General features: G+C 51.7%; 34 protein-coding genes. 31 read left to right on the top strand and 3 right to left on the bottom strand.

Going from position 1 to position 24,317, the window contains the following annotated elements; translation table 11 throughout:
- Positions 1–149 precede the first annotated feature (149 nt).
- The 24 genes from ABVR31_RS21815 (at position 150) to ABVR31_RS21930 (ending at position 16,895) form a co-directional block, all read left to right on the top strand.
- Positions 150–260 carry a hypothetical protein gene (locus ABVR31_RS21815; protein WP_372774559.1) on the top strand — a complete coding sequence of 37 codons (111 nt, stop codon included), beginning with the start codon at positions 150–152 and terminating at the stop codon, positions 258–260.
- The gene (locus tag ABVR31_RS21820) at positions 241–828 is read left to right on the top strand and encodes a recombination protein NinG (RefSeq protein WP_372774561.1); all 588 of its coding nucleotides are present in this window, start codon (positions 241–243) and stop codon (positions 826–828) included. Before ABVR31_RS21815 ends, ABVR31_RS21820 begins: the two co-directional genes overlap by 20 nt.
- The gene (locus ABVR31_RS21825; protein WP_372774563.1) at positions 825–1,661 is read left to right on the top strand and encodes a phosphoadenosine phosphosulfate reductase family protein; all 837 of its coding nucleotides are present in this window, start codon (positions 825–827) and stop codon (positions 1,659–1,661) included. Before ABVR31_RS21820 ends, ABVR31_RS21825 begins: the two co-directional genes overlap by 4 nt.
- A complete protein-coding gene (locus ABVR31_RS21830) occupies positions 1,658–1,783 on the top strand; it encodes a hypothetical protein (protein WP_288444799.1) in 126 nt (41 codons plus the stop codon). The genes ABVR31_RS21825 and ABVR31_RS21830 overlap by 4 nt, the downstream gene beginning before the upstream one ends.
- Positions 1,773–2,396, top strand: coding sequence for a hypothetical protein (locus ABVR31_RS21835; RefSeq protein ID WP_372774565.1), 624 nt, complete (start codon positions 1,773–1,775; stop codon positions 2,394–2,396). The genes ABVR31_RS21830 and ABVR31_RS21835 overlap by 11 nt, the downstream gene beginning before the upstream one ends.
- 795 nt (positions 2,397–3,191) lie before the next feature.
- A complete protein-coding gene (locus ABVR31_RS21840) occupies positions 3,192–3,434 on the top strand; it encodes a phage holin (RefSeq protein WP_059010141.1) in 243 nt (80 codons plus the stop codon).
- A 3-nt stretch (positions 3,435–3,437) separates the two neighbouring features.
- On the top strand, positions 3,438–3,941 hold the full coding sequence (locus tag ABVR31_RS21845) for a lysozyme (RefSeq protein ID WP_082678661.1): 504 nt from the start codon (positions 3,438–3,440) through the stop codon (positions 3,939–3,941).
- A complete protein-coding gene (locus ABVR31_RS21850) occupies positions 3,931–4,392 on the top strand; it encodes a lysis protein (RefSeq protein ID WP_372774568.1) in 462 nt (153 codons plus the stop codon). Before ABVR31_RS21845 ends, ABVR31_RS21850 begins: the two co-directional genes overlap by 11 nt.
- Before the next feature lie 64 nt (positions 4,393–4,456).
- Positions 4,457–5,332 carry a cell envelope biogenesis protein OmpA gene (locus ABVR31_RS21855; protein ID WP_372774570.1) on the top strand — a complete coding sequence of 292 codons (876 nt, stop codon included), beginning with the start codon at positions 4,457–4,459 and terminating at the stop codon, positions 5,330–5,332.
- A 235-nt stretch (positions 5,333–5,567) separates the two neighbouring features.
- Complete coding sequence (locus tag ABVR31_RS21860) at positions 5,568–6,113, top strand: hypothetical protein (protein ID WP_372774572.1); 546 nt, start codon at positions 5,568–5,570, stop codon at positions 6,111–6,113.
- 159 nt (positions 6,114–6,272) lie between these two features.
- The gene (locus tag ABVR31_RS21865; RefSeq protein ID WP_141495703.1) at positions 6,273–6,707 is read left to right on the top strand and encodes a ubiquitin carboxyl-hydrolase; all 435 of its coding nucleotides are present in this window, start codon (positions 6,273–6,275) and stop codon (positions 6,705–6,707) included.
- A complete protein-coding gene (locus tag ABVR31_RS21870; RefSeq protein ID WP_372774574.1) occupies positions 6,704–7,951 on the top strand; it encodes a PBSX family phage terminase large subunit in 1,248 nt (415 codons plus the stop codon). Before ABVR31_RS21865 ends, ABVR31_RS21870 begins: the two co-directional genes overlap by 4 nt.
- A gap of 317 nt (positions 7,952–8,268) precedes the next feature.
- Entirely contained in the window at positions 8,269–9,612 is a 1,344-nt protein-coding gene (locus tag ABVR31_RS21875; protein WP_372774576.1) for a DUF1073 domain-containing protein, read from the top strand.
- Positions 9,563–10,528, top strand: a complete 966-nt coding sequence (locus ABVR31_RS21880; protein ID WP_372774578.1) for a phage minor head protein — start codon at positions 9,563–9,565, stop codon at positions 10,526–10,528. Before ABVR31_RS21875 ends, ABVR31_RS21880 begins: the two co-directional genes overlap by 50 nt.
- A gap of 13 nt (positions 10,529–10,541) precedes the next feature.
- Complete coding sequence (locus ABVR31_RS21885; RefSeq protein ID WP_372774579.1) at positions 10,542–11,816, top strand: hypothetical protein; 1,275 nt, start codon at positions 10,542–10,544, stop codon at positions 11,814–11,816.
- Entirely contained in the window at positions 11,816–12,262 is a 447-nt protein-coding gene (locus tag ABVR31_RS21890) for a hypothetical protein (protein ID WP_372774581.1), read from the top strand. Before ABVR31_RS21885 ends, ABVR31_RS21890 begins: the two co-directional genes overlap by 1 nt.
- 13 nt (positions 12,263–12,275) lie before the next feature.
- Positions 12,276–13,373, top strand: coding sequence for a major capsid protein (locus tag ABVR31_RS21895; protein WP_372774583.1), 1,098 nt, complete (start codon positions 12,276–12,278; stop codon positions 13,371–13,373).
- Between the two features lie 9 nt (positions 13,374–13,382).
- Complete coding sequence (locus ABVR31_RS21900) at positions 13,383–13,679, top strand: hypothetical protein (protein ID WP_372774585.1); 297 nt, start codon at positions 13,383–13,385, stop codon at positions 13,677–13,679.
- Between the two features lie 60 nt (positions 13,680–13,739).
- Positions 13,740–14,141, top strand: coding sequence for a hypothetical protein (locus tag ABVR31_RS21905; RefSeq protein ID WP_288444777.1), 402 nt, complete (start codon positions 13,740–13,742; stop codon positions 14,139–14,141).
- 165 nt (positions 14,142–14,306) lie between these two features.
- Entirely contained in the window at positions 14,307–14,654 is a 348-nt protein-coding gene (locus ABVR31_RS21910; RefSeq protein ID WP_262264219.1) for a hypothetical protein, read from the top strand.
- Positions 14,655–14,656: 2 nt separating this feature from the next.
- A complete protein-coding gene (locus ABVR31_RS21915; RefSeq protein WP_282954552.1) occupies positions 14,657–15,025 on the top strand; it encodes an HK97 gp10 family phage protein in 369 nt (122 codons plus the stop codon).
- The gene (locus ABVR31_RS21920; RefSeq protein WP_372774588.1) at positions 15,022–15,405 is read left to right on the top strand and encodes a hypothetical protein; all 384 of its coding nucleotides are present in this window, start codon (positions 15,022–15,024) and stop codon (positions 15,403–15,405) included. The genes ABVR31_RS21915 and ABVR31_RS21920 overlap by 4 nt, the downstream gene beginning before the upstream one ends.
- Positions 15,406–15,428: 23 nt before the next feature.
- Positions 15,429–16,172, top strand: coding sequence for an Ig domain-containing protein (locus tag ABVR31_RS21925; RefSeq protein ID WP_372774590.1), 744 nt, complete (start codon positions 15,429–15,431; stop codon positions 16,170–16,172).
- A gap of 51 nt (positions 16,173–16,223) precedes the next feature.
- Positions 16,224–16,895, top strand: coding sequence for a DUF6246 family protein (locus ABVR31_RS21930; RefSeq protein ID WP_372774592.1), 672 nt, complete (start codon positions 16,224–16,226; stop codon positions 16,893–16,895).
- 22 nt (positions 16,896–16,917) lie between these two features.
- Here ABVR31_RS21930 and ABVR31_RS21935 read toward each other — a convergent pair whose 3' ends face one another.
- The 3 genes from ABVR31_RS21935 to ABVR31_RS21945 form a co-directional block, all read right to left on the bottom strand.
- On the bottom strand, positions 16,918–17,400 hold the full coding sequence (locus ABVR31_RS21935) for a hypothetical protein (RefSeq protein ID WP_283342104.1): 483 nt from the start codon (positions 17,398–17,400) through the stop codon (positions 16,918–16,920).
- Complete coding sequence (locus ABVR31_RS21940; RefSeq protein WP_283342103.1) at positions 17,397–17,714, bottom strand: hypothetical protein; 318 nt, start codon at positions 17,712–17,714, stop codon at positions 17,397–17,399. Before ABVR31_RS21940 ends, ABVR31_RS21935 begins: the two co-directional genes overlap by 4 nt.
- 461 nt (positions 17,715–18,175) lie before the next feature.
- Complete coding sequence (locus ABVR31_RS21945; RefSeq protein ID WP_372774594.1) at positions 18,176–18,382, bottom strand: hypothetical protein; 207 nt, start codon at positions 18,380–18,382, stop codon at positions 18,176–18,178.
- 142 nt (positions 18,383–18,524) lie between these two features.
- Here ABVR31_RS21945 and ABVR31_RS21950 point away from each other — a divergent pair, with 142 nt between their 5' ends.
- The 7 genes from ABVR31_RS21950 to ABVR31_RS21980 are packed head-to-tail and all read left to right on the top strand — an operon-like array spanning position 18,525 to position 24,310.
- Positions 18,525–18,980 carry a hypothetical protein gene (locus tag ABVR31_RS21950; RefSeq protein WP_372774596.1) on the top strand — a complete coding sequence of 152 codons (456 nt, stop codon included), beginning with the start codon at positions 18,525–18,527 and terminating at the stop codon, positions 18,978–18,980.
- Between the two features lie 4 nt (positions 18,981–18,984).
- Positions 18,985–19,323: a hypothetical protein gene (locus ABVR31_RS21955; RefSeq protein ID WP_372774598.1), complete on the top strand. Its 339-nt coding sequence runs from the start codon at positions 18,985–18,987 to the stop codon at positions 19,321–19,323.
- Positions 19,324–19,382: 59 nt separating this feature from the next.
- Positions 19,383–22,052: a tape measure protein gene (locus ABVR31_RS21960; RefSeq protein ID WP_372774600.1), complete on the top strand. Its 2,670-nt coding sequence runs from the start codon at positions 19,383–19,385 to the stop codon at positions 22,050–22,052.
- Between the two features lie 11 nt (positions 22,053–22,063).
- Positions 22,064–22,417 carry a phage tail protein gene (locus ABVR31_RS21965; RefSeq protein ID WP_372774602.1) on the top strand — a complete coding sequence of 118 codons (354 nt, stop codon included), beginning with the start codon at positions 22,064–22,066 and terminating at the stop codon, positions 22,415–22,417.
- A complete protein-coding gene (locus ABVR31_RS21970; protein WP_372774604.1) occupies positions 22,414–23,118 on the top strand; it encodes a phage minor tail protein L in 705 nt (234 codons plus the stop codon). Before ABVR31_RS21965 ends, ABVR31_RS21970 begins: the two co-directional genes overlap by 4 nt.
- On the top strand, positions 23,118–23,843 hold the full coding sequence (locus ABVR31_RS21975) for a C40 family peptidase (RefSeq protein WP_372774606.1): 726 nt from the start codon (positions 23,118–23,120) through the stop codon (positions 23,841–23,843). Before ABVR31_RS21970 ends, ABVR31_RS21975 begins: the two co-directional genes overlap by 1 nt.
- Positions 23,786–24,310 carry a tail assembly protein gene (locus ABVR31_RS21980; RefSeq protein WP_141495665.1) on the top strand — a complete coding sequence of 175 codons (525 nt, stop codon included), beginning with the start codon at positions 23,786–23,788 and terminating at the stop codon, positions 24,308–24,310. Before ABVR31_RS21975 ends, ABVR31_RS21980 begins: the two co-directional genes overlap by 58 nt.
- The last annotated feature ends 7 nt before the right edge of the window (positions 24,311–24,317 follow it).

The raw sequence follows: 24,317 nt of genomic DNA on the forward strand, positions 1-24,317 counted from the left end.
CCTCACCAGTGAAGATAAACACTGGTACGGCGTCTCATGTGAAGAATGTGAACAGGACTACCGGTATGAAGAATGGGAACGAAACTGGGCAATCAAATCAGCCTACTGGCGCTGGCGAGCCGTCTGCTTTGGCGTGCGCTGGCTGTGGTATGGCTCTCAGGCCATCGGAAGTATATGCCTGCAGCGAGTGTCTCGACTTCTGGCTGCTAACCGATCCGGCGTACGACATGACAGGAGAAGATGATGGCAAAGGCGATTAAGCCGAAGCCGCCGAAGCCCAAGAAATGCAAATGCTGTCCTGAGAAGTTCATCCCCCGTAATATCCGTCACATCTGTTGTTCCCCTGCATGTGCATATCAATACGCAATTCAGCAATCAGAGCGCAAAAAGAAAGAGCGCGAGAAAGCCGATCGCATCGCATGGAACAAGCGCAAGGCAGATGTTAAGCCGCTAAGCCACTGGATAAGCATGACCCAGCGCGCGTTTAACGACTATGTCAGGGCGCGGGACGGGGATATCTGCATCAGCTGCGGCAGCACAACGGCGGTCAGCTACCACGCCGGGCATTATCGAACCACGGCGGCGGCATCACAGCTTCGGTTCAACGAGGACAATGTCCATTCACAGTGTTCAGCGTGCAATACGCATCAATCCGGCAACATCGGCCCATACCGCATCAACCTAATCACCAAAATCGGCCTTCAGCGCGTTCTGGCGCTCGAATCCAACAACACACCTCACCGATATACCCGTGAAGAGCTGGATGGCATACGTGCGCATTACAGGGCTTTGCTGCGGGCATTGGTTAAGCAAAGAGAGGTAGCATGAAAAATGTCGTCAGCTTGTCTGGCGGGCGCACTTCTGCATATCTGGCTCACATCATGAAAGAACAGGATCCGAATACGGAATTCATCTTCATGGACACCGGTGCAGAGCACCCCAAGACATACGAGTTTATCCGCAACATCGTCAAGCATTGGAAAATCAGACTTACTTGCCTTCGCGTTATTCCGAACCCGGAAATGAACAAACCCAGCACCTACGAAATCCTCAGCATTGATCAGATAGGCCCAGACCTTGAGCCCTGGAAGCGAATGCTCAGGAAGTACGGACACCCATACGTGGGCGGCGCGTTCTGCACTGATCGGATGAAGACGGTACCGTTCATTAAGTACTGCGATGAGCATTTTGGAAGGGGTAATTACACAACCTGGCTTGGAATGAGGATTGATGAGCCCAAAAGGACATCGCCTAAGCCCGGCATCAGATATCTGGCCGAAATCAGTGATTTTGAAAAGCAGGATGTAATCGAGTGGTGGCGAGACCAGCCTTTCGATCTGGAAATTCAGGAACATCTTGGCAACTGCGTTTTCTGCATCAAAAAGAGCCTTCAAAAAGTAGCGCTCGCAACCAAAGACGAGCCAGACCTGGCAGCCCAATTCATCCAAACCCTGCAGGCCTTCGACGTAAAGCCAGACAAGGTTATGTACCGCAGCAATAACTCACTGGAGCAGGTGATTGCACTGTTCTCCGATACGGGAAGGGATGAGCTCGCATCCAGAATGACATCCATGCGCCAGTACGACACAGGTTCCTGCTCTGAAAGCTGCGAGGCATTTGGCGGACAGATGGGGTTCGACTTTTCAATGGAGGCTGCATGACCGACTACCTCAAAGCCAAGTGGCAGAAGCTACGCATTATGAAGATGCGCGGCATGGCGGAAATAAATTACCGGATCATCAGACTGGAACTGAAACTGAGAGGCAATAACCATGCGCATTGAACGAGACTTTCAGCAAATCGTCAGGCTTGCCGGTGTTCGTAGCGCTACGGATATGCGCCGGCTTTTCGGCACAGGATGGAAGACCATTAACCGATCGCAACAGGCATGGGTTCGTCATTTGCTCACCTTGTGGGGCCAGCACCTCGGCGGCGAAGATTATGACCGGGGTGAGGTGAATGTCATTGGCCGCCTGATGATGCGCTGCGAGTGGAGCGAACAGAAGGGTAAGCAGATTGAGAAAATCGTGTCAGAGCTTCACTGTGAAGGCCTGCGCGGGGAAGAGCTATTCCGCAAAGCCCGAGACCTGCTGATGCCGCAAACCTCAACCAGCAACATCATCGCTCTCGCCAAAGAATCTGATGATGCTGCTTTCGTTGAGTCAGTCATGGTGAAAACTTTTGGCCAGGATAATCCGATCCGCAACATGGCCAGATTACGCTACTGCAAACGCAAGAGCGCGCAAAATATTGCTTCCTGCCTGATTTACCACACCGGCCTGAGCGCGAAAGAGGGGCGTAACAGAACGGAATGGGCGCTGGATATCCTCGAAGGAGAAATGTTTTACGCAATTAAGCGAGAAATGGAGAAGGAGATTCCTGATTTAGCTGCTTAAATAGAAATGTAGCACAAATAGCTAAAGACAAAGGGCATGTTACTTGGCATATTTCACTTAAGCTCGGGGCGTAAAAGCGAACTGAGCAGGTAACAAATTCCATCACTCTGTGATAATCAAAAAGCCCTGCGGCCTCACCAGCTGCGAGGGCTTTTTTGTTCTTGGTTTTATTGCCATGATATAAGCCTATCCCAAACTGGAGATTGGCTATGCAATGTGAAAACCCTGAGTGCGGGCAATGGTTTAACTATCGCGAAGATGGGACTATTTTCCCTGGTGGAAAAGAAATGGAACCCATATGTTGCCCCAAGTGTGGCAAGGTAGCTATGTATGCAATGACAAGCGCTAAATTTAAAAGCTATGCGATTCAACCTCCCAAAAGTTGAAAAAAATTCAATAAGGCTCGCTTCGGCGGGCCTTATTCGTTTCTGCATTCTTGCTAAAGTGGCTAAGTATCCTTTATTCGAGCCAGATAATGCCTTGAAGTTAAAATGAACAATTAGTAATCTTTGAGTCTGTGGAGAACAGTATCGTAGTTTAACCGAGTAAAACGGCTGCTGCGGATATAGCAAGAAGTAGAAGCAGATGGTGAGTTCGATGCTCCCCGTGCTGTCGCTCCACAATCAAATCACATATCCAGGCGCTTTAGGGTGCTCGAGATTATTCAAAGGTCAGCTATAGAGCTGGCCTTTTCTTTTTGCGCCATCCCAAAACTAATTCAGACCCTCATTGCTGTGCCGGGATGTGCGCATTTTCTTATGACTACAGACGGCACCGACCTAATGGGAGGTGTGTATGGCGATTGATATGAGCAAACTGGCTTCAGGCGCAGCATACGGCGCATCTGCCGGGACAATAGCCAATGGTTTGCTAACCAAACTAAGTCCCGATGAATGGAGTGCTGTTGGCGTTCTGGCCGGTATTGTGGTCGCGCTGATTACGCTCTGTATCAACTGGTATTACAAGCGTAAGGCTACGCTCGCGCAGATTAAGGCGCTTCAGCGCTGGCCCGAGCCGCCTGTCATCGATGAGGATTAGTCCATGGCGATTTCCAGCAACCTTCGCAATAAGCTGATAGCTGTTGCGGGCGGTGGCGCTATTGCGATCGCCACGGTATTCCTCGGCGGTAAAGATGGCGTCGAGGGGAGGGTATACGAGCCCTATAAAGATGTAGCCGGCGTGTGGACTGTCTGCGATGGACACACAGGTACCGATATTATCAAGGGCAAGAAGTACACCGACCGTGAATGCGATCGCCTGCTCATGCAGGACCTGCAGCCAGTCAAGAAAGCGGTCGACGGCCTGGTAAAAGTTCAGCTGAACGAATACCAGCGCGCAGCTCTTTACAGCTTCACCTACAACGTCGGCACTTCTGCATTTTCCAAATCAACTCTGCTTAAGCGTCTTAACTCCGGTGACCAGGCTGGCGCTTGTGAGGAGATGCGCCGATGGGTCTATGCCGGCGGCATGAAGTGGAAGGGGTTGCAGAACCGTCGCGACATGGAGCGCTCACTTTGCCTGGCGGATGGACCAAATGACATCTAAAGCCATTGCAGCTCTAATTTTGTGCTTGCTGATAGGCATTCTCACCGCAGGCGGATTTGCTCTGTATTACCGCGGCAATGCCATTGACTATAAGGCCCAGCGCGACAAGGCGACAGGCGATCTAAAACTGGCCAATGCGACCATAGACGATATGACGGTGCGACAGCGTGACGTTGCCGCTCTCGATGCGAAATACACAAAGGAGTTAGCCAGTGCTCAGGCAACTATCGATCAGCTTCAGCGTGATGTTGCTTCTGGCAAGCGCCGGTTGCAGCTCAACGCGAACTGTACCAAGCAATCCGCCACCTCCACCGGCGTGGATGATGCAGCCAGCCCCGGACTTACTGACTCCGCTGAACGGGATTATTTCACCCTCAGAAGCAGAATCGAGCTCGCCGGAAAGCAAATAGCTGGCCTGCAGCAGTACATCAAAGAGCAGTGCCTACGGTAGTGGAAACAAACCCGCATTTGCAGCATTCGCTGCATAAAACTGGCAGTAAAACTAAGGGAAGTTGATGAAAAAAATAATTTTGATTGCAGGTTTACTCGCATCTTTCTCCAGCCTGGCTGAAAAGTATTCCACTTACGCCGATGCACCTGGAACCGCACAGGGTTTCGCCACTTCAGTGGTTAGCTACTCACCGGGCCCCGGCGCCTCAGGTGCAGCCACTACTCAAAGCCGCGTTCTTGGCGCTCCGGACGACGCCAATGATGGTACAGCCACAAAGAGCCTGTCTCTGGGAAAGAAGGGCAATGTCGTTGTTCAGGTCGGCCCAAATGCGCTTAAAGCAGATGGCACCTCAGCCAACGATTTGTACGTATTCGAAAGCAGCTGGTGGGAATCGTTCGACGTCTATGTTTCAACCGATAATGTCAACTTTACGAAGCTGACGCCAACCACTCAGTCTATTACCACAACAGGCAAGGGCTCATGGTTAGGCTTCAATCTTGATAGTCAGGTTGATCCTTATCAGGCATATCCGTTTATCAAAGTTGTCGATACCAGTAACAGCACCAGTACGGTGGCTGGAACTGATGGGGCTGACATTGACGCCGTTGTGATTATGAGCGCCGTTACCCCGGCAGGTAATAACGTATTTTACGACACTGATTCAGATGGCGGCTCGGTCTACAACCTATACCAGGATGCGGATACCGGCGCGGTAGGCGTTAAAGTTATTCGCGCTGACAAGAGTGTCTACTACATTCCGTTCTCAACAGATAACTCCCTGGATCCGGTAGCCCTGTCTGTTCAGACTGATTTTAACTCAGACTCTGTCAACGATATTGAGGTGCTGGTTAAGCGTAAGGCAGATAACGCGCAACTGAACATCGTGCGCTCCACCACTGGCGCGCTTATTGAGACCATCGATAACAGCGTTGTGAAGTGATAATCACAGGGCGCATTTGCAAGTGCGCTCGATAAAAAAGCCCCGTTAGGGGCTAATGGGGTGATAACGATCTTGTTTTTATGCAGACACCCCAGCTTGGCACATAAGACCATTCTAACAAGCGTAAGCGCGAAACTTTTCAAACCCTCCGACAAGGGATAACGGTTAGCCACGCTTTGAAGCGTTGCGGCATTGGTTAGATATACTCTTTTTTCAAGATGCAAATGATTTTAGAATGCCTAATCAGCCAAAATTGTTAGGTAAATTTATGAAATCGGATGATATAGCTTATTGGTCAATGATAGGTTCATGGGCATCAGGGATAGCAACTTTTTTAGCTGTTGTCGTTTCTCTCTACATCGCCAATAGAAAACCCAAAGCATCATTAACCTGTGAAGTGGGGTTAAGAACTATCTTTGGCAAAAACGAGATGGGTCAAGAGATAAATGAATATGGATTAGCGGTTAAGGTGATTAATCAGTCGACCATTCCTATCAAGATAGTTAGTGTGGGTTGGCAGTTTCCAAAGAAAAAATATTTTTATCAATTATTTGGCGACATACATTCTGACGTTCTTCCTAAGAAAATCGAATATGGAGAGCAGGCCTTTTTATGGGTAAAAGTGGATGGTACGGAATGGCTCAAGGAGTTTGCTGAAGAATTAAAAAATTATGGATGCGATATAAAAAAGATACGTTGCGCCATAAACCTGTCAACAGGTAAAACATTTTACTTTATGCCTGACAAAGACTTTATTAAAAAAATTGCCGATTTAACTTAATATTCAAACTCTCATGTGGTCGCTGATTGCGACCATTATGTTTTGTGCTGAAAACTGCATTCCCTGAGTTCATTTTTCAGCATAAACACGATGAATCATCGGTTGTCCGTTAGGTCATTGCCGAGGGCTATATCTATCTGACCAGCAGGAAATTCTAATATGGCGACCAAAGCTAAAACTGGCCGCCCTTCTGATTATCTACCAGAGGTGGCTGCTGACATCTGTTCACTGCTTGCCGATGGTGAAAGCCTACGCAAAGTCTGTGAGCGCCCGGGGATGCCGAATAAGGCAACTGTATTCCGCTGGCTCGCTCAGCATGAAGAGTTTCGCGACCAATACGCGAAAGCCACCGAGACCCGCGCCGATGCAATTTTCGAAGAGATGTTCGACATAGCCGACAGTGTTGCCGAAGAGGCCGCAGCCGTAGGTAAAGCACGACTGCGCATCGATACCCGCAAATGGGCATTAGCCCGCATGAATCCGAAGAAGTACGGCGACAAAGTCAGTCAGGAAATAGATCACAAGTCATCTGATGGCAGCATGGCAACCAAGCCGACGACCATTCAGCTTCTTCCCGTTGAGCCAAAAGCATGAGTGATGCAGTTCAGCTACCAATCCCCGCTAAGCTCGCTCCACTGTTCACCGCCATAAATAAACGCTACCGCTGTTCACACGGTGGTCGCGGAAGCGCAAAGACGCGCACGTTTGCGCTGATGACAGCTGTGAAGGCATATCAGGCGATGATGAACGGTGAGAGCGGGGTGATTCTTTGCGCCCGTGAGTTTATGAACTCTCTGGAAGAGTCGAGCATGCAGGAAGTTAAGCAGGCGATCATCTCTGTGCCATGGCTGGCTTCCAATTTCGACATCGGTGAGAAATACATCCGAACCATCGATAAATCGGTGACGTATGTTTTCGCCGGCCTGAGGCACAACCTCGACAGCATCAAGTCTAAAGCACGCATTCTGTTGTGCTGGGTGGACGAAGCCGAATCGGTGAGTGAAATCGCCTGGCAGAAGCTCAGCCCTACAGTTCGTGAAGAGGGTTCCGAGATTTGGGTGACGTGGAACCCGGAGCGCGACGGCAGCGCCACTGATAAGCGTTTTCGTAAAGAGTCCGGTGACGACTGCATTACCGTCGAAATGAATTACACCGACAATCCGTGGTTTCCGGATGTGCTGGAAGGCGAGCGCATGAATGACCAGCGTCGGCTCGACCCCGCTACTTATGCGTGGGTTTGGGAAGGCGCCTATTTGGAGAACTCCGACAAGCAGGTGCTGGCCGGAAAATACCGTGTTGCTGAATTCTCGGATAGCCTGTGGAAAGAAGCTGAACGCCTTTTCTTCGGGGCTGACTTCGGTTTTGCCAAAGACCCGAACACGCTGGTGCGCACCTTCATCCTGCACAACAGGCTTTATATCGAATATGAAGCCTATGGCCAACAGACAGAGTTGGACCACATGCCAGCTTTATACGACACCATCCCCGGCGCGCGCGATTGGCCTATCAAAGCAGACTCAGCGCGCCCGGAAACAATCAGCTATCTCAGGCGGCAGGGATTCAATATATCAGCCGCTGAAAAGTGGCAGGGGAGCGTTGAGGATGGCATCGCGCATCTTCGCGGATTCGACGAAATCATTATCCATCCGCGCTGCAAGAACGTAGCGCGTGAGGCCCGCATGTGGTCGTACAAAACGGACCGCATCACCGGTGAGGTGTTGCCGAAGCTCGCCGATGGCTATGAGCATTGCTGGGACGGTATTCGCTACAGCCTTGACGGACACATTAAGCGTAAGGGCCAGATGGCCGGGATGTTGATCCCAAAAAGATTAAGGTAAGCTAATCCAAAAGAAAATTCAGCCGATAACAATTACTCACGAACTGAATGGGAGGATTGTATGCAGGCTTGGTTCTTTGCTTATCAAATTGTAAATGACAACAACAAGGTAGTTATGCAGGGAGATGGTACTTTCGGGAGCGATAATCCGGAAACTCACCTTCTTGTTGATGAAAAACGTAATTATATAGCTATTACTGCGAGTGTAAGGCCAGACCAGGTAATATTTACGGCCTTCAATAAGCTATAACAACCCGCATCATTCAAGGTCGCTATGGCGGCCTTTTTTATTGCCAAAAATCCACCAACGGACAAACCATGACTGACAAATTAACACTCGCCGTCAATCACGCGCTGAATGACGTCAGGCTTGCCCGTGCGCGCGCAATGGCATTTAACCCCGGCATGGGACTTGATGCTAAACGTGAGAGCGCATGGTGCGAATACGGCTTCAAAGAAGAGCTGACGTTTGATGACCTGCATAAGCTCTACCGTCGCGGCGGCATTGCATACGGCGCGGTAAATAAACTGGTTTCAAACTGCTGGAAAACCAACCCGCAGGTGATTGAGGGTGAGCAGTCTGACGAATCGCGCGACCTGACAGCATGGGAGAAAGCCAGCAATCAGGTATTCACCCATCGCTTCTGGCGGGCATTTGCCGAAGCTGACAAGCGTCGACTGGTTGGCCGCTGGGCTGGCATCCTGCTGCACATCAAAGACAGCAAAACATGGGATCAGCCAGTCGTAAAAGGTAAGGCGCTTCAAAAAATTTCACCGGTATGGGCCAGCGCATTAAAGGTTGGCAGTCGCGACAATGCCGGCGTCATCACCATGTGGCAGTACACAGAATCCCTCTCTGATGGCAGCACAGCGCAACGCAACATCCATCCTGACCGCGTGCTGATTATCGGCGACATGTCAGAGGATGCTATCGGCTTCCTTGAACCCGGATATAACGCCTGCGTCAGCCTTGAAAAAGTTGAGGGTGGTTCGGGCGAATCATTCCTGAAGAACGCAGCCCGGCAGCAGAATATCAACTTCGACAAAGAGATAGATTTTAAGAATCTGGCCTCAATGTACGGAGTATCGGTTGATGAGCTTCAGGAGCGCTATAACGAAGCTGCCCGGGAGATTAACCGAGGTAATGACACGCTGCTGATAACGCAGGGTGCGCAGGTCACGTCAATGGTCAACGCGGTATCTGACCCGTCCCCGACCTATGACGTAAACCTGAAGACCTTCAGTGCTTCGGTAGACATTCCATCGAGAATCATCGTCGGAAACCAGTCAGGTGAGCGCGCCAGTACGGAAGACCAGATTTATTTCAACGGCCGCTGCCAGTCACGCCGCGGCGACCTGTCGTTCGATGCTGAGGACATGGTCGACAGGCTAGCCTACCTGCAGATTATCAAGCCGGTGGCAAAGTTCAGCATCGTCTGGGATGAGCTCAACGAGCAGTCACCATCTGACAAGCTGGATAGCGCGGTGAAGATGAGCAACATCAACCAGACATCTCTGGCCTCTGGTGAGCAGGTGTTTACGGTCGATGAGATTCGTGTGGCCGCAGGGTATGAGCCGGGCGGCAGTGAGCCATTACCGGAGAGCGAGGAAGATGGCGAAACTGAAGAGGAAGCCAAAGCCAGCGATACTGCCAGCCAATAAGCTCGACCCGACCGGCGTTGACCGGCTGGAGCGCGGGGCCATGCGTGATTACGCTAAGCGCCTGGAGAAAATCAGCGCACGTTATATCGAACTACTCAACCGCATCCCGGCTGAGCCTGCAGTAAACCAGCGATACAGCTTCCAGTTAGACCCGACCATGCTTTCAATGCTGTTGCAGAACGGCGATTCACTCGTTGATGAAATCCTGCTGCAGGGTGGTGAGTTTAATCCATGGCTGTTTCAGGACTATATATCGCCATCGTATCAGCGCGGCACGGCGCAGGAGTTTTCCAATCTGCTTCAGCAGTCTCCGGCATATGGGGCCGATCGCGGCAGTGTGCAGGAGATCCTTCTTAGCGATGCGTATCAAAACCGCCTGGCGCTTGTCAGAGCTCGCACGTTCGAAGAGATGAAAGGCCTGTCGGCCGACGTTAAGCAGAATCTTTCCCGCGTGCTGACTGACGGCATTGGCCGTGGGCAAAACCCCAAAGAAGTTGCCAGGCGTATTCGCGACCAGATAGGCATTGAGCAGGGGCGCGCCAACCGGATTGCCAGGACCGAGATAACGACGGCGCTTCGCAGGGCTCGCTGGGATGAGCACGACTCAGCCAGTGATGACCTCGGGCTTAACGTCATGCTGCTGCACCTTTCAGCACTGAGCCCCACAACGCGCCAGACACACGCTTTGCGCCACGGCAAGCTCTACACCTCGGAAGAGGTTCGAGACTGGTACAGCATCAACGGCAACGCTATCAACTGCAAATGCTCTCAGGTCACTGTGCTGGTTGATGAGAAAGGCGTACCACTTAATTCATCTGTAATCGACATAGCCAGGAAAGAATTTGCCCGGACATGGGGCAAGCGCATGGCTGCCAACAAATCAAATCACTGCTGCGACCACAAGCACGCGGCTTAATCGAGAGATAACCATGACTATGCAGGTCAATGTCACCACGAAGGTGAACAGTCAGGCTATTCGTCGCGAAATGTACAACGGGCGCCCGCATCTGGTGCTGCCAAGTTACACGCTGCCGGCGAACGTTGTGATGAACGGCGGCCTGTATCCGGAATCGGAAATAGACGCTCACTATCAGGGGTTGGAAGGCACGCTGGCGCCGCTTGGGCATCCGACTGTAAACGGACAGTTTGTCTCAGCTTTCTCACCTGAGGGCATCAACGCCGGTCACATCGGCGCATGGAATCGCAACGTCAAGAAATCCGGCAACCGCGTTTATGCGGAAAAGTGGGTCGATACCACTGTAGCGAACCAGAGCGAAGGCGGGCGGGAGTTACTTGAGCGTGTAGCCGCCATCGAACGTGGCGAAGACGTACCGCCCATTCATACCAGTGTCGCTGTGTTTCTTGACCAGCTGGAAGCTAACGCAGAGCAGAAGGCGCAGGGCATCGAGTGGGTCGCAAAGATTAACGCAATGGACCATGACGCCATCCTGCTGCATGAGGTCGGCGCTGCACAGCCAGAGCAGGGCGTCGGCCTGATGGTTAACGCTGACCAGGCTCAATCGCTGAAGGGTAATTCTGGCGCGCTGGTTGGAGAGTCCTACCGAGAACGCGAGCGCCGGCTAGAGCAGGCAGCCCGGGACAAGTTTGCAACCGGACCAGACGATTATGCGTGGATTGCTGACTTCACCGATTCACAGGCGATCGTCATCCGCAATGGCGGCGACGCACAGGTCTACGGCTACAGCGCTGATGGCGGAAAAATCACCTTTGACGATGTAGGCGCAAAAGTTACTCGTCAGGAGTCATGGGTAGCCATCGTGGCCAACAAAGTTAAATCTCTATTTACACCGCAGGATGCTCCTGCAACAAACCACCAAACGGAGGGCGACATGCCTTTAACCAAAGAAGAACTGGAACAGATCGGCAGCATGGTTAGCGAGGCTGTGGCGACCAATACCGAGAAGGCAATCAAGCCGCTCTCTGACAAGGTTGATGCGCTGCAGGCGAACCAGGACAAGCTGTCTGAAACCATTACCGCTAACTCTCGCGCAGAAGAGAAAACCAAGCGTGATGCTATTGCCGCAGTGCACGGTGAAATCGTGGCTAACGCACTGCAGGGTGAAGCGCTGGAAGCGATGTTTAAGTCGCTCGGTGAAGCGGCCCCGCTGGGCACTAACTCTGCCAAAAATCCACCCGTGACCGGCGCACCCGATCCGGCCGCTTACTTTGGAGGTGCTGCTTAATGGCACGTTATCGTCGCGTAAATATCGACGGTCAGTCTCTGTACAAGACCGAAACCCGCGTCACTGCTGCAGCTCTGCTGCCAGGTACCGCAGCTGTCATCAACGACGACAATGAGTTTGCGCAGGCTACCGCGCTGGCTGGTCGTCTCTACATCATCGATGTTGCTTACCATCAGGGTCTGAAAATCACCGAGGCAGTTCCTGCCGGCGATTCCGCTGTGGGCAATTACGTCGAAGAGGGTCGTGAACTGGCGCTGCTCTGCGTGCCGGGCACCTATGCTAAAGATGACCCGATCAAGCTGGGCACAAACGGTCAGTTTACCAAAGCTACCGCAGACACTGATTCGGTGATCGGCTACAGCCAGGACGATGCGACCATCGCGGCCAGCACTACCGATTTCATCCGCGTGCGTATGCGCGTCGGCACCGTTGCCGCTGGCGCTTAACAGGAGAATAAGAATGTATTTTACCGCTGAAACACTGGCTGCTAACAGCCGACTGCGCGGACACTGGAACGAGCTGTGGGCGAACCGTGACATCTTCAACGCTCAGCACGACATGATGGTCAACGCGTTCCGCACGCGCATGACGCATGAAATGCTGGCAGCGAATGCCATCGGCGGCTTTACCCGCGAGTTCTGGGCTGAGATTGACCGCCAGATTATTCAGATGCGCGATCAGGAAATTGGCATGGAAATCGTCAATGACCTTATGGGCGTTCAGACCGTTCTGCCAATCGGCAAAACTGCGAAGCTGTATAACGTGTCTGGCGATATCGCTGATGACGTATCTATCAGCATCGATGGTCAGGCGCCGTACTCCTTCGACCATACCGAATTCGGTTCTGATGGCGACCCAATCCCGGTGTTCACTGCCGGTTATGGCGTCAACTGGCGTCATGCTGCAGGCCTGAGCACTGTAGGTATCGATCTTGCGCTGGAATCGCAGTCGGCGAAGATGCGCAAATTCCATAAGAAGCGCGTCAACTTCTACCTGAACGGCGACGCAAGCATTGTGGTTGATGGGCTGCCGGCTCAGGGCATGAAAAACCACCGCAACACGCAGAAGATCAACCTGGGCAGCGGTGCTGGCGGTTCCAATATTGACCTGACAACTGCAACTCCGGCGCAGCTGCTGGCTTTCTTCGGCCCGACCGGCCCGTTTGGTCTGACGGCTCGCACCAACAAGGTGACGGCTTACGACAAGCTGTGGGTTAGCCCGGAAGTGTGGGCCAACATGGCGAAGCCATACCTGGTAGACATTAACACCGGCACTAACGCTTTGCTGAGCGGCACCGTTCTCGATGCGATCAGCAAGTTCATCCCGGCGAAGTCTATTCAGATGACCTATGCGCTGTCTGGTAATGAGTTCCTCGCCTATGAGCGTCGTCAGGATGTGATTTCTCCGCTGGTTGGTATGGCTGTCGGTGTAGTCCCGCTGCCGCGCCCTATGCCGCAGAGCAATTACAACTTCCAGATCATGTCTGCTGAAGGCCTGCAGATTAAAAAGGACGGCGAAGGCCTGTCCGGTGTGGTCTACGGCGCCAACCTGGCTTAAGGAGCAATCATGGCTGAGAAATACGAAGTAATTAAGCCGTGGCACGGCGTGGCAGTGGGCGATGTAGTGCAACTGGAAAAGGTTCACCCGGCGCTGAAATCCCATGTTCGTAAGCTTTCGGATAAAGCTGCTGCTGAACTGGTTCCAGCGACACCAGATGCCAGCAGCGACAAACAGGCGCGCAAAGCAGCGATCACCAAACGCCTCGACGAACTCGGGATCGAGTACAAAGGCAATCTCGGCGCTGACAAGCTGGCAGAGCTTTTGCCAGACGGCGAGTTAGAGAAGCTTTTCCCTGCCGAATAATAGCCGCCGCGATGGCGGTTTTTTTATGCCCTCTGCGGAGGGCTGATTGTTGAGGTGCGCATGATAACCACGGCTCAGGCCAAAGAATATCTGGAGTCTGTTGGCATCGCGCTACCTGACTTCATTATTGACGCACTGGTTGAGCAGGCAAACAGCATTCAGGAATGCCTGGACGCACATTACCCCGCGGCAACGGCGCTGCTTATCCAGATGTATCTGTTAGGACTGATGGGGCTGGGGCAGGGCGATCGTTATATCAGCTCTCAGTCAGCCCCATCTGGTGCGTCGAGGTCTTTCCGCTATCAGTCTTTTGCCGATCGCTGGTCTGGTTCGCTATCACTTCTTCGTGGACTGGATAAGTTCGGCTGCGCAACAGCGTTGATTCCTCCTGAGCCAGGACAGAAAGCCTTTGCAGGAATCTGGATTGGCAAAGGCGGGTGCATGTGTGGGAGCCGAAAATGAACTGGCAGCCCCCATCATCGCCACCCAAACCATTCGATCGCGTGTGGGTGAAAACTTCAACCGGGCGGCAGACAACTGGCTATGTGAACAGCAGCGGTGAGTGGGTGATAACCTGCTCGCGCATTGCGTCTGAAAAGCCCACTGTAATCAGCTGGAGGCCATGACATGTCATCATTAGCCAGCTGGTCTTACACCGCTCAGGCAACCATCTGGAAGCGCTCAGGCGAAACAAATGATTATGGCGACCCGGTGTTTGGTGCGCCTGTCGTTATTGCCTGTGATTATCAAGGTGGGCTGTCAAAGCGTCTTGGTGATATCGGCGGGGAAAAGGTGGTGAAAAATACCGTGTGGACAGAGTATGCGCTGGCCGATACCGGCGATTACCTGCTGATTGGTGTATCTACTAATCCCGACCCGCTTGCTGCCGGCGCTGATGAGGTAATGCAGGCCATTCGTTACGCTGACACCTTTGAGCGCACGGCAGATGATTACGCGATAATCACCGGAGTATAGTCATGGGCGTTAAAGTCAGAGGCATCCAGCAGGCCAAGCGTAATCTTGATGCGCTTATCGGGGATATTCAGGGGCGCAAAGCTGTGCGCGCACTGCAAAGCGCCCTGATTATCGGCTCATCCCAGGCGGCGCTCTATACACCAATCGACACATCCACCCTGATTAACAGCCAGTACCGGGAGCTTAGCGTTAACGGCAGCCGGCTTACCGGTCGCGTTGGCTATTCAGCCAATTATGCGGTTTATGTGCATGACCCCAATATCCCGCAGAACTTCCGGCGCGCTACGGCGCAAAAAGAATTCCTGACGAAGGGATTTGAGGATTCGCGCGAGGCGATTACCGCGGCTATCGCTAAGGAGATGGCGCTTTGAATCCCCCAATGCATAAGCGGGTGCGCAATTATATGGCCGATGCCGGCCTGACTGATGGGTTTAAGACGCAGCTTCTTGTCTGGAACGATACTGGCACCGCAACGGATAAGTATCTGGTATTCAGGCCGAATGGTGGCAGCGCAGTGCGAAACCAGCTTGGCGCTGAATATTACGTTCTCGTTGATGTCATCGGTGCCAAAGGTGGTAATGCGGCCATTGATGAAGCAGTGCAGGCCATTATCGAACACGTCCAGCAAAACCCCATGTCCGACAACTGCATCGGCTATCTGCAAAATCTCGGCGGCATCCCCGCGCCAGTTCTCACAACCGAAGGCAGGCTTGTCTATCGGCTTCAGTTCGTCGCCACCCACGGCGATTAATTAACGTCAAAGAGGAATTACCCATGGCAGATTGCCAGAACAGCAACGAACGTTTGTTCGGTGGCGCGGTTGTGCTTGAAGTAGCCGATGGCTGCAGTGATGTGCTGCCGCAGGAGTCGGAATGGAAAGCACTGGCCGCCGGCACCAGTAAGGGCTGGGACTTCTCGCCCAATACAGTTACATCAGACGCGGATGATGGCGGCGGCTTCGTCGAAAGCATCATTACAAACTCAGATTTCACCATCAGCTTTGAAGGTGAAGTGCGCAAAAAGGGCAAGCTAGACCAGTATGGCGTTGGCCGGTTCATCAAATACTTTGCAGGTGAACTAAAAGCGCGTCGCCAGCCCGGTATCTGGGTGCGCATGGAGTATGGCGAAATTACCTTCATCGGTTACATGGTGGTTACTGCGCTTAGTTCAGATGGCGGCACTAATGACATCGTTACCTTCACCACAGAGTTCAAAGTAGGCGATGCCAGCACCATTCAGGTTATCGACACTGACGAGACCGTACCGGCAACCGGTGTGACCGTAACTCCAGCGACTGCAAGTCTTGCTGTTGGCGCTACTCGTCAGTTGACAGGCGCAGTGCAGCCGACCGATGCAACCGATCGCACCGGTACATGGACGACATCAGATGCAACGAAGGCGACGGTAAGCAGCACTGGCCTGGTTACTGCCGTGGCCGCAGGCACCGCAACTATCACCTTCACTTCGACTGATGGCGGATACACCGCTACCTGCGCAGTTACAATGACGGGCTCGTAACCATTACAAAGGGCGGTTGCGACTGCCCTTGATAATGATTCTGGAGAAACTATGGCCCCGGCAAAAGAGATAGGCGAATGCCTGATTACAGTGGGTGAAGATGACTATTTCTTCAGGCCATCGTTCGCAAACATGATGCGAATCGGCGACCCGCAGGAGATAGTTCAGGCATTCTATGACCTTCATAATGATGAGCAATCATCACTGATTAGGCGCTCTGTCGCAGCTTTTGGCGGTATTCCAACCTGGCTTGCGAGCTATCTGAACCGACCGCAGTCCAGTAAGAAGGCTTTATACGCAGCGATGAATGTGCTGGCGGCATGCTGTGATAAAGATATCAGCACCCTGATTGGCGAGTTAAGGCCGGGGAAGTCCGGCAAGTGGCTATTCGTCTACCGGAAAGGTTTCATGCCAGTCAGTGACATGGTGCTGATCGCACAGTCACTCATCCAGCATGGAATCATCGGCAAGGCAAAGGTGAGAAAACTACAGCGCCATGAAGGCGGCCAGGCGTCATCTGAATTCAATGCTTTCGAGTACATCAATGCAGCGCGTACGCACCTCGGCATGGGCAGGGAGGAGGCGGGAAAGCTGACCATGACGGAGTTTCAGATGCTGCTGGCGGCGAAGTTTCCCGAGCAGAAGGGCTTTACGAGAGAAGAGTATGATGCTGTGGCTGATGATTATCTAGCGAGGAAGGCGAAACGCTTGGCTAAAGGGTGAAGAAAACCCGGCCGGAGCCGGGTTACTCATCTTTAGATAACTTGCCGTTCAGTTCAGAAAGCTTATTTGATATGGCCTGAAGTTGGTTGGTCATAACAGCATTGTCAGATTTGTTTTCAACCCTTGCAGATTCAATGCTTGCCCGAGTAGAAGTACCTAACGCATCAATTTTTGTATCAAGGCTAGCACGTGCAGACTCAATACGGGCTTCGGTACCAGAACGATAAGTTTCTAACTTGTTGTCCAGGTGCGTGTACATAGTCCATGCTCCGCCTAAAGCAACAGCAAGGAACGCTATACCCAAGCCCATTGCTGATTTGAAGGTGAGTGGAACTTTTAAGTGTGGTTGTTGATTAGTCACTTCCTCATCCTCCTCTAAATCAATAGTGACCTTGTCAGCAAAGTACATGGTGCTGCCATCCATGTTTTCAATGATACCACCAACTAAAACATTCGGCTTAGCGTTGCCTACGAAATTCGGAAAGTAAGCATCTATTGTTGTCATAGCTTACCTTTTGACTTCAGAAAGTCATAAACCTTAGAGGCTTCGAAGAACTTCATATCTCCACAATCAGCGCAGGCTATCGGAAATGCCCACATGCCTATACCTGGAGAAAAGGGCATTGGAAAAGTAACAACGTTTGGATTGGATGGATCGTATGGCGACTTATGGATATGCCAAGTCGTTGAATGGCAGAATGAGCACTCAGATTCACCATGCTTATGCTCAATTTCTTGGAAGAAATACTTAATCATATCAAAGGTGATTTTAGTAATCTCACTGGAGTCACGCACTTTCCCAGCATTTTTATCATGCATTTTTGTTACCTTCAATTTCCTTTCTTTAGGATGAATCCTAGCACTGGCTTGCCGGTTCGCACATCCTGATAGATGATCAGTGCTTATGGGTTAGCATAGAATTGGCGTAAAAGGTTGGTTAGCGAGACCTACTGGGAAAATCATGGACGTTAAAGACTGGATACTTGTCATTATCATTTTTGCCTGTGGCATCATTACTCTCACTGAAGCCGCATTCTTTCTGCATCGAGGCGTCTACACTTTACGATTCAAAGGTACATCCCGGCGAGAACATGTTCACAGAAGTGACAGGTATGAAGTGTATTGGCTTTACATGCTTCTCCACACTTGCGCGGGTTTGGCGATGATAGCCCTTGGCTTCTGGATTATGCAGTTGGAACCAACCGTGAACGGCTGGTATCAGGCTATTCGTGGATACTTCACTTTTTGAGAGGTGGCAATATCCAGTCTCTGACCAATTCTCACTCAACCACGAACTGAGTGAACTCTTGGGCGCTGTTGCTCAGGCCGAAATCACGCAGTTCAAAAATGATATCTTCTCTCTGTTCTGGCGGCAGCTTAGAGATGATTAACCCTATCACCATTTTGAGCTGAACAATCTCTACCTGGGCGTCGTCCAGATTGTCGAGCGCGCACTGAAGCTGGATGCGTTTTTTGACGGTAGGCATGGGCTCTCCATGTTATTGATAGCAGTGAATACAAAATATCGTGAACGAGCATGCGAGAGCAACCGGCAGGGTGTCATGTTTGCACCACCTTGCACCCACTCCATGCTACGATTTGCCCACTGTTACTTATGGGGATAGGGATATGGAGCTTCAGGGTTTTGCTCCTCAAAAGGTCGAATGGTTCAGGGATTGGGTGCTAAAAAAGAACTTCTTAGAAGTCGTCGATTTGCACTTTACCCTAACCGGGGCTGTTAAAAATCATTACCGTCAGCGTGCAGATGAAAAGCATCTGAGGATTGCGATCAGCGCCTGTGAATACATGGTCAGCATTTCGGACATCGTGATGGATGCTTTGATTGCGCAGGCCTATTACCAGATTTACGAATACGAGCAGATCATTGGCCCGTATCCTCACCCCAGAACTTTCGTCAGACCAACGAATGTCGGCTATGACCAATTAGGTGTTCTATTACGGCGTTATAAGAAGGCCGAAAGAGATGCTACCCTGAAAGAGAAAATGCTCTCTGAAGGTTGGAAGGGAGGGACGATAAACCTTTCCGAAGTCAAAGGTCGATACTTCTTACATCAAAAAGGATAAGGGTATGAAGAAACTGATTTTGGGTGCAATGGCCATAGTGGTGGTCACAACAGCGGCCAACAAGCCGCCTTACAAGTTGCACGTACCGTCAGATCCCAATGCGACCTATACCGTGCTGGAAATAGGAGCCAAAGGTAACCTCGCCACAATCATTACCAAGCGAGAAGGAAAATCGGGTACAACTTATTCTCAACGCGCCTACGATTGCAGCGCCAAAAAGGTTATGTATTTGGGTTCTGGCGAGACTTTAGGAGACATGCATTCATCTAAACCAGATGACCACCTGTCACCAATAGTTGGTGGCTCAATTGCAGATTATGTTGGCAATGAAGCCTGCAGCTAAAACTTAATCATTTATACATCAACCCGCTTCGGCGGGTTTTTTATTGCCCGGAGATCGTAATGTCAGAGAAAGTTGGAGAAATTTACTACGATGTTGGCGCTGACATTGCTCCATTGCTGCAAGGTTCAACGCAAGCCAAAGCGGCACTTGACTCCATGGGTAAAGGTGCAGATAAGGCTTCAAATAGTATGGATGGCCTTGAGCGTTCTGCGCAGAAAACAGGAAAAGCGGTCGCGCGATCTGCCAATGACGCCAGCCAGGCTTCTAAGGTTATGGAGTCACTTGGAAACCAAGTAGCAATACTCGAGGAAAAGCAGCAAAACGGCGCAAGGGCCGCTGTTGTTTTAGCAGCTGAGCTTCAGGCAGGATCTCAGGCTACTGCATCACAAAGAAAAGAGATTGCATCGCTAGCTGGCCAACTTTATGACCTCAAGAGCGCTCAAGATGCCGCTTCTTCATCAACCGAGAAGGCGACCGCTTCATCCGGCAGGATGGAGATGATGATGAACAGAGTTGGATTGGCGATAGCAGGTGCTTTTACGTTGCAAGCTGCCGGTCGCATCATTTCTATAGCGGATCAGATGTCCATTCTTCAGGCTAGGGTTGAACGGCTTTCTCCTTCAATTGAAGTTGCAAAGAGCACCATGGCCAGTTTAAGCGCTATCGCAGCTCAAACTGGCAGCAGCCTTGATGATACGGAAAGGCTATGGGAAAAATTAACTCAGTCATTGAAATCTGCAGGAGTATCAAATTCTCAGGTCCTCGCCCTTACAGAAACACTCCAAAAAATAGGCACTGTTGGCGGCTCATCCAGTGAAGAGATGAGCTTAGCCCTACGGCAATTTGGACAGTCTCTGGATGGCGGAATTATCCGGGCGGAGGAATTTAACTCGATTATTGAGCAGATGCCGGAACTGGCGCGCCAGATGGCAGCCGGTTTAGGCATATCTGTTGGTGATTTACGTAAGAGGATGCTCGAGGGCAAGTTAACAGCAGAGGATGCTCTGAATGCCATAAGATCCCAGGCTGGGAAGGTGAGTGAAGAATTCGACAAAATGCCTTCAAGCGTCGAACGCGCTAAAAACTCACTGGATGTTGCATTTAAAAACGTGATTTCAGATTTGAATGAATCCATTGGGCTGACCAGGTCTCTAGCCGGTGCCATGACCCAGCTTTCAAACAACCTGAATTACTTCAACAAGAACGCTGGGGACGCTGGAAGGCTTCCTAAGCTTCTTGAACTACAAAAGCAATACACAAGCGAGGTCCAGGAAGGGCAAAAGTGGTGGGAGACGCAGTCTGTTTACCAGCAGCGAGTAGGTCAGGCGACATTTAATCTAAAAAATACGGAAGCTGAGATCAGAAGCATTCGTGCAGCCTCCACAAAAGAACTTGAAAGCCAGTCAAAGATCGTAATCCCAAAATCCACGACTGACAGCAAAGAAGCCAAGGATCTGGAGAAGAAGTCACAACGACGCCTTGAACTATCGAAACTTGAAGGTCAGGCGAAGGCAAGACTGCAAGCTCAATATGATGCTGAAGATGCCGGCATAACTGACAGTAAGCGCGTGAAAGCGCTGCAGGATGAGTATGCGGCCACAGAGAAAAATACATCTGCAACCAAAGCTGGGAATGCAGAAGCGAGAAGGTCAGCGTCACAAGCAGAATCGGTAACCCAAAAACTTGAGGCGCTCAGAGCAAAATCAGAGCAGGTAGGCGATACGACCAAAGAACTGTCGCGAGCTCAAGCGATACTGGCTGCGGAGCAATCGCTGGGTAAAGGCGCTACCGATATTCAGATAGAGCAGGCCGGAAAGTATGCTGCAAAGATTTGGGATCAAAACAACGCCCTTAAGCAACAGGCCCAAATAAAGCAGGGCATGAAGTTCGCTCAGCAGGAGATTGCTGCATCTGAGGTTATGCCCGATGCCAGATCGGGTGCAGTGCAGAATCCAACAGCTCAGATTGACCTACAGGAACAGCAGAAACTTGAGGCGCTAGCAAAATATCAGGCCCTCGATGTGCAGAACGCGCAACTCTATGAGGACGCCAAAACTGCCATTCAGCGCCAGGCGGCCAATGCACGTCAGCAGATAGCAGAAAACGAAGCGAACATGCAGTCGCAGGCGATATCTTCAATCATTGGCTCGGTGTCACAGGGATTCGATGGGCTGGCCAATCTGGCTGCTGGTGCTGCAGGAAAAAGCAGTGGCGCTTATCAGGCTATGTTCGCGCTGAGCAAAGGCTTTGCAGTTGCGCAGGCAGCTTTGAACCTGCAGCTTGCCATCTCGCAGGCAATGGCTGACCCAACAGCATTAACTCCGGCGCAGAAGTTCGCTAACTACGCTGCGATCGCCAGTGCTGGTGCGTCTCTTCTTTCCAGTATCGGTAGCATATCTTACGGTGGAGGGCGTGAGCACGGCGGCCCCATGAATGCCAACACCATGTACCGTGTGGGCGAAGGAAATAAACCTGAGATATTCAAAGCTGATAATGGAAGCCAGTACATGGTTACTGGTGACAAAGGCAAGATGATCAGTAATAAGGATATTGGTGGGGGAGGAAGTGACGGCGGCGGAACGGTATTTAATATTGCCTTCAACATCCAGACCACCAACGGCATCGACGACGCCACCATGCAGAAAATGGCCGGCATGATGAAGCAGGTTGCGCTCTATCAAATGAAAGACCAGACGCGACCTGGTGGAATCCTCGGCCCCCGCAAATAACAGGAAATCCCATGCCAGAAACTTTCACATGGATCCCCCAAACCGGATTCACGGGCGAGCGCACGCCTGATGTAGCCGTCGTGAAGTTGGGCGATGGCTATGAGCAACGTCAGGTGAAAGGAATCAAACCGCTTATGGGGAAATATTCGCTGACGTTCATCGGATACGAAGATTCGAAATGTGCCGGGCAAAACGTGGCTAAAGCTGCTGATGCTTTTCTCAGGGCGCGCATGGCGGTTGAGTCGTTCTACTGGACGCCATCTGATACTGGCGTTCAGGGGCTGTATGTATGCCGGTCATGGTCAATGCAGAAAACCGGAAGCGTTTATCAGCTAACAGGGACGTTTGAGCAGGTGCCGCGATGAGAGACATACCAGCAGATCTAATCATCGAAAGCGTGGATGCCGGTGTTGGCGCGATGCTCGACCTGTTTGAAGTCGACCTGCAGTCGTTCGGCGGTGATGTTATTCGCTTCCACGCTGGCACTAACGGCTATTACAACGATGTCATCTGGCAGGGTCGTGCTTACTCGGCTTATCCGATAGCCGTAGAGGGCTTTGAAGTTAAATCTGAGGGGACGTACTCGCGCCCGACGATGAAGGTTGCAAACATTTCCGGTCTTATTACGGGCATCAACCATGACTTTGATGATGCGCTTGGTGCTGTGGTAACGCGCCGGCAGGTGCTGGTTAAGCATCTGGATGCGGTGAACTTCCCGAACGGTAACGCTGATGCAGATCCGACTATGGAGGCAGTATCGCGATACGTCATTGAGGAGATGGCGGAAGAGACGTTTGAGACGGTCACTTACAACCTTGCTACACCGGTAGACTGTGATAACGCCATCATCCCGGCGCGCACCATTCTCGCGGATGTTTGCCAGTGGGTATACCGCGGCGATGGCTGCGGATACTCAGGTGGTCCGGTCGCTGACGAGAAAGATAATCCAACATCAGACCTCTCGCGCGACAAGTGCTCAAAGCATCGCAGCGGTTGCCGCATGCGTTTTCCCAAGCCTAACGCGCTGCCATACGGCGGCTATCCAGGCTCAGCGAAGGTTTCCTGATGATTGAATCCGAATGCCTGATTTATGCCGAATCATCCAGTGATGAGGTGTGTGGGCTGATTATTGATGGCGATCGTTTGTGGCGATGTCGCAACGTGCATCCCGAGCCGGAGCGAAATTTCCGGATTGACGAAAGAGACTGGATTGAAGCTGAAGCGGCGGGAGAAATCACCGCCGTTTTTCATTCACACCCGCAGGCGAAGCTGGTGCTTTCAGCTGCTGACCGCACCGCCCAACTTGCAACCGGCATAGACTGGTGGCTTGCCAGCGCCGGACAGCTGCGAAAGTTTCGTCCGGCCCCACACCTGCTTGGACGCCGGTTTATTCACGGTGAGATGGATTGCTACACGCTCTTCCGCGACGCCTATCATCTCTGCGGCATCGACTTGCCCGACTTCGTGCGGACAAACGGCTGGTGGGTGCGTGGCGAAAACCTCTACCTGAAGAACATGACGGCTAACGGCTTTCATGAGGTAGGTTTCGATGACATCCAGCCGGGTGATGTGATTATCCGCCGCGCGTTTCCTGAGTGCGACCCGTGCCACGCGATGATCTGGCTGGGTGAAAATACAATCCTGCACCACGAAGTGCACGGCCGGCTTAGCCGCCGAGAACCACTTCGCCAGATTCACGTTCCACTCATTCACTCCATCTGGAGGCACGAACAATGCTCATCTTTGGATTTGCAGGGAATTTACGACGACATTTCCGCCAAATCTCTCTGAATGTCGATACACCCGCGCAGGGTTTAAGACTCCTGCTGGCTCAGTGCCCGGCATTCAAACGTGACTTCTACCAGACCCGGTTGCGTATGCGCATCGACGGAAGCGATGTATCTGCTGATAACCTCGAATTCCACATGAACAGGCACGTTAAAGACGGTGCCCGGGTGCTATTCGTTCCCATCGTTGAGGGCTCTATCTCTGCAGTGGCAGCCGTATGGATTATGGTCGCCGTCACGGTGGCCTCAGTAGCGTATTCGCTCTATATGACATCGCACATGAAAACGAAGTCATCAGCGGACCAGGATACCAATTCCATTACCAACAACTCATTCACCAGCGCAGAAAACCGCATCGGGCAGGGTAGGCCGGTGCCGTTATTGCTCGGTGAAATGGAGGTTGGTTCAAACGTAATCAGCCTGGGCATCGATACCACGAACAATCAGGACTGGAATATTTCTATCAGCTAAGGTGACA

Origin of the sequence: Pantoea sp. WEP (genome assembly GCF_041678305.1) — a bacterium.
In the GTDB taxonomy this organism is placed as follows: domain Bacteria; phylum Pseudomonadota; class Gammaproteobacteria; order Enterobacterales; family Enterobacteriaceae; genus Pantoea; species Pantoea dispersa.